Below are 13,817 nucleotides of genomic sequence, written 5' to 3'. Positions count from 1 at the left end.
GCGCCAAAAAACGGGAATTGGAGAAGGTGATCGCTGAATGATGAAACAACGAACCCCTAAAAAGGTGATTCAGGCTACAGGTGTGGGTTTACATTCTGGTGAAAAAGTCCTTTTGACCCTTCGCCCCGCTCCTATAAACACAGGGATTGTTTTCCGTCGTGTTGATTTGGATCCAGTTGTGGAAATTCCTGCCAAATATGATCACGTTGGCGATACCATGTTATGCACCTCTCTGAACCATGAAGGCGTGCGTGTTGCAACAGTAGAGCATCTTTTATCCGCTTTTGCCGGCCTTGGCATCGATAATGCCTATGTTGATATTAACGCTCCCGAACTTCCTATCATGGACGGCAGCGCCGCTCCCTTTGTGTTTTTGATCCAGTCAGCCGGTATTCGTGAGCAAAGCGCAGCAAAACGGTTTATCCGTATTTTAAAACCAATCCGTGTGGAAGATAATGGCAAATACGTGCAGTTTCTTCCTTATAATGGCTATAAAGTCTCATTTACCATTGATTTTGATCATCCTGTATTTAACGACAAACCACAAACTGCGACCTTTGATTTTTCAGGCACTTCCTATGTGAAACAAGTGTGTCGGGCAAGGACATTTGGCTTCCTTTCCGATTATGAAAAATTACGTGAATGTGATTTGGCTAAAGGCGGCAGTCTTGATAACGCGATTGTAGTTGATGAGTATCGTGTTCTGAATGAAGATGGTTTGCGATTCGAGAGCGAATTTGTTGCCCACAAAGTACTTGACGCTATTGGTGATCTGTATTTGCTGGGTTGTGGTCTGATTGGCGCTTTTGAAGGGTATAAATCAGGTCATGAGTTAAATAATCGCCTGCTGCGTGAATTGATGGTACAGCAGGATGCGTGGGAATATACCTATTTTGACGCTGAAAATTATCAGCCGTTTTTCAATATTAATTACCTGCCTGTTGAAGCGTAAACTACCCAGTACTATTTGATGTAGGTTGGGCTGTAAAGCCCAACAATTCCTAGATCGGTATGTGGAGTGTTGGGCTTTACAGCCCAATCTACGCTTTTAATATATCTACACAAGATGTATAATGCATGTTCATCTTTTCTTCCTAACGGTGTAACATGGCTGTTCAAAATTCATCGCAATCAATCGGGCCTGGCTATCCAACAACTACTGGCCGCTTAAAACAGGTATTAACAGCCCATCCCGGCGTGGCAGTGAAGGTGGCGCTGGTTGGCGACTCAACCGAAGATAACGGTCATTGGGTGCAGAGGGATTTGCCGTATCATCAAAAAACACATACCGTAACCCACCAGGCCGCGGTTAATTTAGACGAGTTGCAGGCAGGAAATTATGAAGTTGCCTGTTTTGCGGTTGATGGCGCCACCACAGATAGCTTGGGGGAAAATTATAGGTTGAACTCGGTTTTGCCGCGCGGAGATGAGGATCATACATCCAATGAAGTTCACCAACTGAATGCCGTAGCCGCCTGGCAGCCGGATGTGGTTGTGCTGAGCGTAGGGGGAAATAATTACCGGGGTGCTTTGTACGGGACATTAACCAAAGCGCTGAACTACTTTCAGTTGCTAACCAGGAGTACGCCGGAAGCTGATAAACCAAAGATTAAAGCGGTTTTTGAATGGGTACATGAGACGCTGCTGGTGGAGTATAAAGCAATAATTGATTCGTTGATTACAAACAATCCCAATCTTAAACGTATTGTACTACTCTCCCAGTACTACCCCGCGCTTACAGAATTTACATCTTATTTTATCTATACCGGTTTTGCGCATGTCGCACGTGCTAATGGCTCAAACCAAGATGGATTTACCGCCCTTCAGGAAACGATGAATGGACTTTACCGGGAGCTGTTAAGTTATGCGGCCAGTAAAAACAAGGAAATCGTCTTTGCCGACATGACGTCCTCAATGAATCCCTTGGGCGGCAATCATATCGCTCAGATTGAGCCTAACGAGAATGGTTCGGAAATCATGGGTAAAATGATTGCAAATGCCGTTGCTTATACCTTTCCTACAACTGAATCCGTACAAGGACAAAAATCGATTTCCATGCTCAGGCTAAGCACGGATGAGAAGCTAGTGGAGAGTACTTTACTGTCTGAGAATGAAATCAGACAGTTTAAAGTAAAAGAACTCAAGCAATTTATCCGCGAAAACCGTTATCGTCATGCCAGCCTGTTTTTTGCGCCTAAATCCACTTTGTTGACCCGTTTTGAGTCGGGGTATCATCTGATTATGGGCAAGCAGTTTGACCACCAGTATAGCGGGGTATTTGCATTCGGATTGCTGGATTTAACGATTGTACCCGTGCTGGCACATTATTTATGGCGAGTAGCCATTCATGAGAATGTGCCTGCCGCTTTAAAAATAGCGGCTGGCGCTCTTGCTGCTCCTGTTCTTCTGGCCAAGATTATTACTGGTCTTGCGCTTATGATTGCACTTGCTTTGCCTGTTTATGGTTTTCATAAGGCGGTTAATTGGGCGGTGAGACAGCCAGATGAGCAGGATAATAACTTGTTGGGCTTTACAGATAATCACCAGCAAATTGACGAGCATGCTCAAGATAATAGTGGAGTGTTGGGCTTTACAGCCCAACCTACGTTGAGTTGATGGCTTCAAAAAATTATTTCGGGGTATTTTTGGCAATATCCCGACATAATCTGGTTAAATTATTATTCATACTTGCAACGATGGCGTCTGGCGTGATTTTCAACAGCTTTTGACAATAAGAGGCTTTGAATTGTCTGATCGCGTGAGTTTTATCATAAAACACATAACTTGCTTGTAAGATGCTATTACCCTGAGTATCCACTTTGAACTGGCTGATGTTAATTTGTAAATAATAATTCGGTTCAAATTTATTATTCCAGGGCTTGAGCTCAACCAGGGCGCCAGGCAGAAAGTTCTGCAGGTTGGTTGTAATTACGCGACGGATATTATTGCTGAGTTCTTCTGCCCATTGATGATTGTCATCAATAGCGCTTTGATTAGGGGTTAGGAATATCATGAGCTGCGGTTTATCAAGGTATTCCGGAATGGATATGTCTTCAATGCCGAGATTTAAATCGGTATGGCGAACAGGGGCCGCTGATATATTGGCTGGATTTAACACATAATATTGCGGTTCCTTGCCACTGCCGCAGGAAGCGAGCAATAGGGCGCTGAGCATAAGTATCAGTAATTTGTGCACAGCCATTATCTTCCCCTTAATAACGCTTCCGGATGTCTGAGCAGGTAATCCGCCAGGCTACGTGTTGAATAGGCGGCTTTGGAAAGCTCTTTCATGCTTTCGTTGAAATAAATCAAAGATCCTGGCATTTGATGATCAATGCTGTTGGCCAGATGATCGATGCTGTTTGCCATCTCCCGGAATGAGGTTATGGTGTCTTTAAAATCTTTCGATCTCAGCAATGCACTGATGTCATTCAATGTCTTGCGAGCAGCTTTTAAAGTGTCAGTGGCCGTCATGTCATCACCAATGGCTGTCTCAGTGGGAAACATATTGACGCCGCGAAAAGTCTTGATTTTAACCGGCGTTTGTTTTTTTTCAGCCGGAACCAGTTCAATACTGGCTGTGCCAGTCAGAATATTGGGTGCAGTGATAGAGGCAACAATGCCGCTGTCAATCAGGATTTTGATCGGATCATCATGTTGCTCAAACGTTTTCTCAACAAAAAATTCAACATATACCGGGATGGAGACATTCATTTTTTTGTTAGTTGTTAACTCAACCCGTTTCACTTCGCCGATTTTTACACCGCGATAGGTGATGGGCGATGTCACATCAAGGCCATTTAATGAGCCTTGAAAAAGCATGACATAGGTTTCAACCTTGGCGTGAAGGTACTGGCTGTATATAAAAAAAGCTCCGGCAATGCCAAGCAACGCTGCGCCAAAAACGAAAATTCCAATCCCAATGTAAAGGTTATCTTTTTGCATATTGTTCCTGACTAAACTGTAAGTACTTTAAGTGCAACACTAACTACAATTAACCAGAACAAGCCGCGTGTAATAATGCGTGATACTGCCTTTCTGATTGGAATGATGCGCTGGGCAACATCATAATAATAATAACCTGCGGTAAAACTGGCAATGGTTGCGTAACATATTGTTTTGAATAGTGAAAACAGAAAATCAGCCGGCTTGATTGTGCCGCTTAGCCGTAACAGGTATTCATCGATATGCACTTTCAGCAGATGATTGTAAGCGAAAAACATGCTGACAAAAAAAGATATCGAAATATAGGTATATAACAGCAAAGCAGTAAAACTGATACTGACCATAAGCGGGATGATCGTTTCCAGAACGACTTTCTGCGGAGGATGATGCAGGCTGGGATGATTAACATCAATCAGATTAAGTCCGCACTGGACGCAGAGGACGATCCCGATTGGAATCGGTGTAAAATCAAGCAACACTAACCGCTGCGCCGCAAACAATGCTTCATCCTGCAGGTTGTAAGGCGCAAGAAGATGATTAATCGTTACCGCCAGTGAAATTCCCATCAGAGACGTGGCGATGACAAGCGGTATCACAATCCAGGTGCCGGAGCGCAATGTCGCGACCAGAGTATCATGCCAGCCTATTGAGCGGTAATTCAAAAGAAAATTATAGGTGATTTCCCCCGTATATTGGAAAAAGAGGACAAACGAATCCCAGAGCTCTTTGCTTTTGTTGCCCAGTTTTAAAAATATTCGGCTGGCCATAGGGACGCGTCCTTTAATTACTCTTCTTCATCAATTTCCACGTTAAATTTCGCTGACGCCGAGCCGCAGGGATTAGTTGCTGTTATAACAACATCAAAGTCATCTTTATGCTCTGCCTTAATAACAATTATCCCGTTGCGGCGGTTTATCATGACCTGGTTAGCCGGATTGGTCACTTTGGCTGAAACGGAAAAAACAAAATTGGTTCCGTTAAAGGCTTCCGCAGTGGAAATTTTAGCGCTATTACCAGCCATAATCGTGTAATCATCCAGCGTTTTTGCAATAGAGGGCTTATCTTGCTCTGTACACTCAAGGTCATCATTTGCCGCGTAAGATACGGCAGCGGAAAGAATCAGGCACGCACCAATCAAGTTATTCAATAATCCGTTCATCTTAATACTCCTGCTAAACTGCTGCGCTTTGATTCTTACATAAAAAATTGCAGTTTGTCATTTGTTATTTTTTCTTGAAGCGAGTTTCTGAAGGGCTTGTTTTAAGGGATCAAAGGTACATAACTCGCTGATATTAAGTAACTCCTCTTCGGCAGTGGCAGACAGAGTTCTTTGCGGCGGCTTTTTATGGGTATGTGGAGTTGTTAAACTGGTAGCTGCAACTTCAATTTTTATTGAACCAAGCTGATACAATCCCGCTTCTTTACGAAGGCGATCCCGTAACTCGGGAGTAAGATAACGGAGTTCTGTTGCCCAGATTGCATCAGTGACGGCGATCAGCAATGTGCCTTTGTTAAAGCTGGCTACACGGCAATGGGCATGGATATGCTCGGGCAGATAACCGATTAAACTGTCGTTGAGCTCATCAAGCTGAATGGCCCGCTGGCAGAGTTCGAGCATTTGTCTGTTAAGGCAGCGATTAATCCGGCGCATGGATAAAAATAAAAAAGCAATTCACTACAGCATAGCAAATTCTGTCTATCTACACTATGATATTCGCTTTAATTCACTGATAACAGGAATAGCGCATGACCGCGGAGAATGACGTTTATGTGGCAAGACTCCATTGGATTTTGTTTACTTGGCCGATATTAATGGCGCTGGGCGGGTTATTATTAGGAATTATCCTTGAACCTTTAAAAGTGTTGGCTTTATTTTTAATTATCTTTTCACTTATTTGGTGGGGAATGATTTGGGTAAATTATCATTTTTCATCACTTACCATCCGTAAAAAACAGGTTATTTTACGTATGGGGTTGCTGGTCAGGCAAACAGTGGATATTCCATTGACAAAAATTGAGACTATTGATATCCGTCAGTCTATTCTTGGCAGTATATTACGGTATGGCGCTCTCACTATTACTGGAACAGGCGGGACTAAACATACCATTAGTTATATTGATAAACCGCTGACCTGCCGTCGTTACATTGAACAGTTAATGCACGAACAGTAATTAAGGCTTGGCCAGCGTTTCAGGCTTATCAAAATCAAATACCTGACCCGGCATGACAAAACCGCGGAAACCATCTGCTGTTGCAGAAGGCAAAGGGCCAGGATTGTAGTGATAAAGCCACATTTTTGCTTTTAAATGTTCCGGCATACCACGCATTTCGTTGTAATGGGCGTGGACTCCGCTCATAAAAGGCGAGGTTTCGCAATCATGAAAAATAATATCTGCACGCTCATAAAAGTCAGTCATTTGGCGAGGGGCAAACTGCGTATCAGTCGTGATGAATATTTTCATATTGTTAATGGTGAACAGCAACCCAAAACTGTACATCAGACTAAAACCGTTCATCACATGCACGGTTTGCACCAGACGAAATTCGCAGGACTCCCAGGTAAATGAACCGTTAACAGGAATATTGTGGATATTAAAAAAAGTATCAAGTTGGGCAAATTCACATTGAATAGTACTTAGACCGCCAGATAAGGTTTTATTCCATAAATCATTAATCAGCATTTCACACAGGTAAAGATTCGGTTTTTTGGTGCAGCGCGGATCAAATTTAGTGGTTAGCGCAAGCCATTCCAGCCCGCCGGCATGATCGGCATGCAAATGACTAATATAAACATTACTGATATCCAGATGGTTCAGATTTTGCTTAAACAGAGAGAAACGGGCATCAGAACCGCAGTCTATCATCAGTTTTTCCTGATTGTCGCTGACAAACAGCATGTTCGAATGGAAATTATCAGTACCTACTGTAAACGCGGATCCTGCGCCAAGAAAGATAAGTTTCATTACCGTGCTCCCTTTCTACCTGTTAGGTAGGTATATATTAAATATAGTCAGTTAACTGTTGCCTTGCAAAAGCCGGTTTTGTTCCGCATCATCGATTTCACTGCGATGTTCAAGAATCATGTAGGTTTTTACCGGTTTGGCAAAACCTTTTACTCTGACCATGCCATATTCTTTACAGGCAATCACCTCTTTAATAAGCATATAAGTGTCCTGAGAAATCAGAATTTCATCGGGGTTTGCAGCGGTCAGCAAGCGGCTGGCAAGATTGACTGCCGAGCCGATAATAGTGTAATCCATACGGAATTCAGAGCCGAAATTTCCCACGGCGCAATAACCGGTGTTCATGCCTATCCGGATTCGCAGGTTTTCATTAATTCCCAGTTGCTTCCAGGTTGCTTCAAGAGCGGCAAGCTGCTGACGCATTTCAATTGCCATTAATCCACATTTGATCGCGTCTTCCTTTTCACCACTGGTATTGGGATCGCCAAAAAATACCATAATTGAGTCGCCAATGTATTTATCTATGGTACCGCCATGTTTGAGGGCTATTTTTGTCATCGAGTCGATATAGATATTCAACATAATAGTCAGTTTTTCAGAATCCATGCGGTCTGACATTTCGGTGAAGCTGACAATATCTGAGAAAAATATGGTTAACAGTTTTTTTGTTGCGCCGACATTTTTATCCGCTTCGCCATGCATGATTTTATCGAATAGTTGAGGCGGAATATAACGGGCCAAATGCTTGGAAACAGCTTCCAACTGTTTGTTTTTATGAAAAATTTCTGCGCGCTTGGCTTTGACTTGTTCGTAGAGAATTGCATTATTGATAATTAAAGTGATTTGTTTAATATAATTGTTAATCGTGTCTATAGTTTTCTGCTCCAGTACCAGTGGGGTTTTGCTATACAAATTAATAATGCCTATCGATTTATTTTTAATAATCAGTGGAAACATCAGTAAGGATTGCGCTTCAATAAGGTTATGGACTTTTTTATCATGGTCGCTGCCAGAATCCGGCTCGAGATGGTTGATATACAAATATTGCTGATCTCTTAACACTGTTCTGGCAAGGCACAGCTTGGCCAGCGGGATTTCAGTACATTTAAGTTCTTTTATTTTTATCTCGGGCAGGCTTGGAGCATAGATTGTCTTGTAAACTAAAGCTTTTTTCTCATTATCAATCGCCTGAAAAGTGAGCATATCGAATTTAAAAACGTTTTCCAGCAAGGAGTCAATCAGAATTTGAGTGACGGTATCGACTTTTAATGTTGAGCTTGATTCATGCAGCACTTTATTGATATGGTCCAGTTCGTTGAGTGCATGCCTTAATTGAATGCGGGTATTTTTGTTGGTTTTGCTTCGCAGATAAGTCAGATAGCCCATAACCGAAGAAAACGTAAACATGGCGACGATAGATAAAATAGAAGCGAGCAACGGACTGTGGGGTTCAAAATGAAAACCGTGGATTAAACCGACAACCAGCATACCGAACAGGCACGCCAGAAAACTCAATAATCCCATGAATGCGCCGTTTACGCTGAGACAGGCGCTGATAATGGCGGTGGTAAAAGTCGCTAACGGCCATAACGCAAAATCCAGATAGGCAATCCAGCTGCCGACAAAAAACGAATCCAGCATTAAAAAACGTAATTCAAGCCATTTTGGATCTTTGCTGCGGCAGGAAAAGTAGAGTGCAAGATTCGGCCAGATGAAGCCTTGAAAAATAGCACAGGCATACAGCAGGTAGTGATCGTTATTTTCAGCTTTAAGTACTGTCATAACCACTAGCGCCACGTAAAATTGGCCAAAAATGCGGGGGATATAATTTAATAAAATTATTGGATGCTTATTCCTGAATAGTTTTATCATCATTATTCTCTTACAGTATTTAAGCTTCTATCTGTTGAGTAAACGACCCAACCTGTAATATTGTTCACGTCTTTAAGATAGTGTAGTCAAGAATTGGGAAATGTGTTAAACAGTATTAGCCAGATCGCCTGGTCAATTAAAATACATTTTTTCTATTTATGATCTATCCTTTAGGAGGATTAGTTAATTATTCTGCTATTCAAGGAGGAACATAATGAAAAAATTACTTTTAATTTCTTCAGCAGTTGCGATCTCATTAAGTCTGGCTGGCTGTAATTCTATGACCGGCGCTGTGAATGAAACCGGCAGAGTGGCCGCAACCGGTGTAAAATATACCGCGACAGGCGTTAAATATACGGCAACAACCGTAGGTACCGGCGTAGTGATGGTTGGTAAAGCCGGCGCGAAATTAGGTAAAGGCGCGGTTTCTGCTGTGGGTTCGGGCATTAATTCTCTGAGCGGTAGTTCAGCTCGCTAAAGATGTGTTGGGCTTAACAGCCCAACACATCATTTCAGGTAATCTTTGAAATATAGTTTTTTTATCCTTTCTCTCTGCAAAAGATTTCTATAAGATTAGAAATAAAAAAATTTTAATAAAAGCTGAACGCATGATAACAAGACTATTGGTCGCCGTATTGCTTACAGCGGGACTACTGAGCTGTACAAGGAAATACGAATCTCCAGTCAACATGCGGCTTCAGCAATTTCCTTCCAGCACCAAAGCGTACAAGCCTGTTAAAAATTTACCCTCTTTCTTCTGGTGGCAGCAGTTTCATGATCAAGAGTTAGATCGCTTGATTGAACTGGGTCTTGCCAATAATACCGATATTCACATTGCAATAGCCAATCTGCAACAGGCGCAAGGTGTTTTGCAACAGGTCAGGCTGAGCTGGATTCCAATCATAAAAACCTATGCTGGTTATTCAACCAATCCGGCTTTAGGCGCTCCAGCGGGCTTTTATGGGGTGTGGCCTTATTACGCACTCAATATCATGCAGCTTTATTCACAACAGAAACAGGCACGCTACTATGTTGACTATTATCAGGCGGCGATTTCTGGAGTACGTTTACTGGTTATTGGTCAGATCAGCGCTTCGTATTTCACTTTGATGGCTCAGTTAGAACAATTACGTCTGATACAGCAGTTGGATAAGGATTTAAAAACGTTAATTGGTCTGAGTGAGCAGGATATTAAGATTGGTCTGGCTAACCAGATTGATTTAGCCCAATTGCAAGCGGATGAGCGGCAGATTGCTGCGCAAATACCGCCCATTCGGCATAACATTGTTGTCAGTCAAAATGCATTGCGTTATCTGATTAATGCTGATCCGGGACCGGTGCGCTCCAAAAATAATTTTGCCCAATTGGATTTCAGCCGTTTTAAACCCGGAAGTCTGCCGGCGCAGGTTTTAAATAATCGGCCGGATATGAAAATGGCTGAATATGCGCTTAAAGCAGCAAAAATGGATATTAATATTGCTTATAGTAATTTTTTCCCATCACTGCAGCTGGATGAGTTTATCGGTGAAGCGCATGTGCCGCATAACCTTTTTGTTCAGGCGACAGATGCTTATTTCAATGGCACTATTGCACTCAATACTTTCGGTACCATTGGCGCAAGCAAAGGCGTATATAATGCCAAAATTGCGGAATTTATTAAAACTGCCAAGCGTATTTTAAAAGAAGTTGATACCGATTATTCAGCAAATAAACGGATGAATGAGCAGTATTTAATTTATTTGCATGCCGAGAGAGATTACCGTCATAAATATCAATTGCAGCAGGGGCTATTAAAAACAGGATTGATATCTTATAAAGAATTAGTACAGAGTAAGATATATCTGGATGACCTGGCCTTGTCGACAAATCAGGCAAAATTAGAGTTAGCTATGTCATTAGTGGTGTTATATCAGGATTTGGCAGGCGGATATGCCTGCAAACAGGGAGTGGGACTTAAATGAAAATTGATTTTGTTGGGCTGAAGAAACGCAACAGTAGCTTTTTGAAACGGTTAAAGCAGTGGTTTACTTTTACCAATACCATTATTCTGATTGGGGTTTTAACAACGATTATTTATCTTTTTTCCTTCTTGTTTCCGTTTACAGATAATGCCTTTGTCGTGAATAACGTTCGGCCGGTTGCGGCTCTTGCCAATGGCTATATTACCGGCTTGTATGTGAAAAATGGCGAGGCTGTTAAAAAAGGCCAAAAACTTTTTACCGTCTTTAAAAAGCCTTATATATACGCGGTACAACAGCTTGAAGCCGATCTGGCGGCTGCAAAAGCGCAATTGGCGGCCTTAAAAACAACCTATGAGCGTGATTTGAAGCTGAGTAATACTGAGCAGAGCCTGTATACAAAACTAGCCCAGGATGATAAAAAATATCGGCTTGGCTATCAGTTAAAATCGATTTCTCTGATTACATTACAAAACTCCAAACAGGAAACTCAGGCCGCGAAGGATAAATGGGATGCCGCGTTAAAACAACTGGAAATAGATACCCATCAGATTGAGGGGCAGGAACATGAAATCAAGTCGCTTGAAGCACGATTAAAGAATGCTCAGGTTAACTTGCAGCTTACCGATGTTTACGCAGAGGGCAATGGAATTATTCAAAATTTATTTTTTACTTTGGGAACGCCGGTCAATATTAATCAACCACTTTTTTCTCTGGTAGATACCGATAACATATATATTCAGGCTAACTTTAATGAAACCGACTTACGGGATGTGCGCAAAGGGTCTAAAGTCCTTATTTATCCCCGGATGTACCTGGGACGCAAAGTGTTTCACGGCATTGTCGACTCCGATTATTGGGGAGCTAACCGGCAGTTGGTCGATAATCGTACCCAATTGCAGAATGTAACCAATGAAAACCAGTGGATTTTGTTACCGCAACGTCTCCCGGTAATTGTTCGGATAACCGATCCCGATCCGCACTTTCCGTTACGGGTAGGAAGCAGCGCGTATGTTTATGTCCAGATTTAAGGAATGGCTTGAGGATGTTGATCCCTATACCATTCAGCGCGGCGCGCTACACAAGGCTTTATTTATTGCTACGGTGATAGTGTATGTCTACTGGTTTTGTCTGCCTGTCGATTATATGTCTTTCATTTTACCCTTTTTTATGTTGTCGCTTTATGAAACCCCAATCCTCTCAAATTTTAAAAAAAAGGAGCAGCTGCTGATTTTTATCAGTATTAGCGTAATAGTTATCAGTGTTTCTTTTTATCTGATTTATCCCTTTCGGGGCACTTTTTTCTTTTACTCCTTATTGGTTTTGTCAGTGTTATATGTTTTGGTATTGCGTCATTTTTATGCTCTGAAAAATCTGGTTATGTTTACACTGTCAATTGGTACTATTGTTTTAGCGACTGAACCTGAGGGCAATTTACAAATCGCATATGGATTTGTTTCCTCTATTGCAATTTCGACCATGGCTGCAATGATTTGTTTAAGGATTTTTCCTAATCAGTATCTGCGGGTCTGGAATAGGGCCTTACAAGGCTTTATAAAATATTTTGAACAAGATATCGAAAATGCCTTATTAGAAAACCACAAGAAGACTACAAAAGAAGCAATCGTCCATTTTGAAATGTTGCGTAATTACCAACGCCTGGTTGGCAAAAAATACCTTTTACCCAGTTATAAAATGGCTGTTTATATCCGCAATATCCAACTATCGCTCGATAATCTTTATTATGAGAATAAAAATGAGGTGTTCTGGCGAAGTATTAAAAATAACTTGCATCAGCTGCGCATGAATATGGAAGAGTATATTCCTTGTGCTCCGCCTCACATGGACTTTCTGCCTGAAACCAGACTGCAGCGTTATGCACTGGACTGTTTAACCCGGGCTTTGATTCACTGGAATAATATATGCGCACTGCGGAACAGTTAAGAAAACATCTCGATTATGCCCGATTCGTGCACTTGGCGATTACCTTTATGATTGCCATGTTTCTTTATCTGTTTTCAACCATTCCCGAGCGGCGCTGGGTTTTGTTAACTGTTCTGGTTGTCAGTGCCGGTGTGGAGCCAGGGCTTATTATCCGGCGCTCCATGCATCGGATAGGCGGAACATTCGCCGCCCTGTTAATTTTGGTTCCCTTAATCGGTTTAACGCAATTAAATTATCGTTTTATTCCAGTGTTACTAATTGTTGCAATAATTGGTTTGAATGTTTCCGCATTAAATACACGCCGCTATGACATTAGCGTGTTCTTTATTACGCTTTCGGTATTTCTTTTATTAGCCCAAACTACGGATGTTAATTCTCCGCAAGGTCCTTTTGAAATGATGATTAACAGAGGAAGTTGTACTTTAATCGGAGTAATTATTGTTCTGGTGGGAGATTATTTTTTATTTCAAAGTTATCGGTATTCCCAGAAGCTTTATTTCTTTCATCAACTGATGATTTACAATTATTTTAAGGACAAAGTTCAGGAAATCAATCTTTGCCATCAGCAAAATGCCAATACCTTTCTTTTCATTGAGCGGACGCGGGATCAAATGATCGCGCATTTTGCTCCTATTGCAATTAGTTCTGAAAATCTGAAATTGGAAAATAAAGTAAGTCCCGAGAGTAAAGAGCAAATCGATCTTTTCCAATGCACAATTTGGGAAATTCGCCGTCTGCTGTATGCGCTCTGTATGTCGGAATTAATTTTGAAATCCCCTGAAAATACAGAAAAACATCTTCAGCATTTTCAAGCATTAATGCTGAAAGCAAAGCAGAATTTTATTTTTTAGAGGTAGACGCAACGCAGCTTAATCAAATGGGTCAAAACGATCCACATACATTGTCAGAATCTCCAGAGCCATTTCAGTCAAAACGCCGTCTTGAAAGTCCACATGTTGTATCGGCAGTATTAAATGGAGCGCTTAAAGATTGTTACAAAATTAAGCTGCGCCAGTCTGGGTATCGATTGGTTTATCAGGTAAATGATAATAAATTAATTGTAACAGTAATTGCTGTGGGCAAAAGAAATAAGAATCATGTATATGATGAGGCAGAATTTAGAAAAATATGAAA

Annotated in this window: 16 protein-coding genes; 9 read left to right on the top strand and 7 right to left on the bottom strand. The window is 41.6% G+C overall.

Features of this window, described 5'->3' with window-relative positions:
* Positions 1-37: 37 nt before the first annotated feature.
* Both lpxC and ACFORL_RS07775 read left to right on the top strand, forming a co-directional pair.
* A complete protein-coding gene (gene lpxC / locus ACFORL_RS07780) occupies positions 38-952 on the top strand; it encodes a UDP-3-O-acyl-N-acetylglucosamine deacetylase (protein WP_382342751.1) in 915 nt (304 codons plus the stop codon).
* 155 nt (positions 953-1,107) lie between these two features.
* Positions 1,108-2,616 (top strand): SGNH/GDSL hydrolase family protein, encoded by a 1,509-nt coding sequence (locus ACFORL_RS07775; protein ID WP_382342749.1) that lies wholly within the window; start codon positions 1,108-1,110, stop codon positions 2,614-2,616.
* A gap of 13 nt (positions 2,617-2,629) precedes the next feature.
* Here ACFORL_RS07775 and ACFORL_RS07770 read toward each other — a convergent pair whose 3' ends face one another.
* Genes ACFORL_RS07770 through ACFORL_RS07750 form a run of 5 tightly spaced genes read right to left on the bottom strand, consistent with a single transcriptional unit; the run spans position 2,630 to position 5,596 of the window.
* Entirely contained in the window at positions 2,630-3,202 is a 573-nt protein-coding gene (locus ACFORL_RS07770) for a PqiC family protein (protein WP_382342748.1), read from the bottom strand.
* On the bottom strand, positions 3,202-3,945 hold the full coding sequence (locus tag ACFORL_RS07765) for an MlaD family protein (RefSeq protein WP_382342746.1): 744 nt from the start codon (positions 3,943-3,945) through the stop codon (positions 3,202-3,204). Before ACFORL_RS07765 ends, ACFORL_RS07770 begins: the two co-directional genes overlap by 1 nt.
* A gap of 11 nt (positions 3,946-3,956) precedes the next feature.
* Positions 3,957-4,712, bottom strand: a complete 756-nt coding sequence (locus ACFORL_RS07760) for an ABC transporter permease (RefSeq protein ID WP_382342745.1) — start codon at positions 4,710-4,712, stop codon at positions 3,957-3,959.
* 17 nt (positions 4,713-4,729) lie between these two features.
* Complete coding sequence (locus tag ACFORL_RS07755; RefSeq protein WP_382342743.1) at positions 4,730-5,104, bottom strand: hypothetical protein; 375 nt, start codon at positions 5,102-5,104, stop codon at positions 4,730-4,732.
* Positions 5,105-5,161: 57 nt separating this feature from the next.
* Complete coding sequence (locus ACFORL_RS07750; RefSeq protein ID WP_382342742.1) at positions 5,162-5,596, bottom strand: DciA family protein; 435 nt, start codon at positions 5,594-5,596, stop codon at positions 5,162-5,164.
* Between the two features lie 95 nt (positions 5,597-5,691).
* Between ACFORL_RS07750 and ACFORL_RS07745 the strand changes: the two genes are divergently transcribed.
* A complete protein-coding gene (locus ACFORL_RS07745; protein ID WP_382342740.1) occupies positions 5,692-6,117 on the top strand; it encodes a PH domain-containing protein in 426 nt (141 codons plus the stop codon).
* Here the strand turns inward: ACFORL_RS07745 and ACFORL_RS07740 are convergent, their stop codons facing one another.
* Complete coding sequence (locus tag ACFORL_RS07740; RefSeq protein WP_382342738.1) at positions 6,118-6,909, bottom strand: MBL fold metallo-hydrolase; 792 nt, start codon at positions 6,907-6,909, stop codon at positions 6,118-6,120.
* A 51-nt stretch (positions 6,910-6,960) separates the two neighbouring features.
* Complete coding sequence (locus ACFORL_RS07735) at positions 6,961-8,781, bottom strand: adenylate/guanylate cyclase domain-containing protein (protein ID WP_382342800.1); 1,821 nt, start codon at positions 8,779-8,781, stop codon at positions 6,961-6,963.
* A gap of 214 nt (positions 8,782-8,995) precedes the next feature.
* Between ACFORL_RS07735 and ACFORL_RS07730 the strand changes: the two genes are divergently transcribed.
* The 6 genes from ACFORL_RS07730 to ACFORL_RS07705 all read left to right on the top strand — a co-directional run bounded on the left by ACFORL_RS07730 (position 8,996) and on the right by ACFORL_RS07705 (position 13,815).
* A complete protein-coding gene (locus tag ACFORL_RS07730) occupies positions 8,996-9,259 on the top strand; it encodes a hypothetical protein (RefSeq protein WP_382342736.1) in 264 nt (87 codons plus the stop codon).
* Between the two features lie 130 nt (positions 9,260-9,389).
* The gene (locus ACFORL_RS07725) at positions 9,390-10,742 is read left to right on the top strand and encodes a TolC family protein (RefSeq protein ID WP_382342734.1); all 1,353 of its coding nucleotides are present in this window, start codon (positions 9,390-9,392) and stop codon (positions 10,740-10,742) included.
* A complete protein-coding gene (locus tag ACFORL_RS07720; RefSeq protein WP_382342732.1) occupies positions 10,739-11,770 on the top strand; it encodes an HlyD family secretion protein in 1,032 nt (343 codons plus the stop codon). Before ACFORL_RS07725 ends, ACFORL_RS07720 begins: the two co-directional genes overlap by 4 nt.
* Positions 11,757-12,683, top strand: a complete 927-nt coding sequence (locus ACFORL_RS07715) for a hypothetical protein (RefSeq protein ID WP_382342731.1) — start codon at positions 11,757-11,759, stop codon at positions 12,681-12,683. Before ACFORL_RS07720 ends, ACFORL_RS07715 begins: the two co-directional genes overlap by 14 nt.
* Complete coding sequence (locus ACFORL_RS07710; RefSeq protein WP_382342729.1) at positions 12,662-13,534, top strand: FUSC family protein; 873 nt, start codon at positions 12,662-12,664, stop codon at positions 13,532-13,534. Before ACFORL_RS07715 ends, ACFORL_RS07710 begins: the two co-directional genes overlap by 22 nt.
* Positions 13,498-13,815: a type II toxin-antitoxin system RelE family toxin gene (locus tag ACFORL_RS07705; RefSeq protein ID WP_382342798.1), complete on the top strand. Its 318-nt coding sequence runs from the start codon at positions 13,498-13,500 to the stop codon at positions 13,813-13,815. The genes ACFORL_RS07710 and ACFORL_RS07705 overlap by 37 nt, the downstream gene beginning before the upstream one ends.
* Positions 13,816-13,817: the final 2 nt, after the last annotated feature.

The sequence above is a fragment of the Legionella dresdenensis genome, assembly GCF_042649825.1.
GTDB classification, from domain to species: domain Bacteria; phylum Pseudomonadota; class Gammaproteobacteria; order Legionellales; family Legionellaceae; genus Legionella_C; species Legionella_C dresdenensis.
Note: the sequence above shows the minus strand (reverse complement) of the source record. Positions and strands in the feature narration are given on the sequence as shown.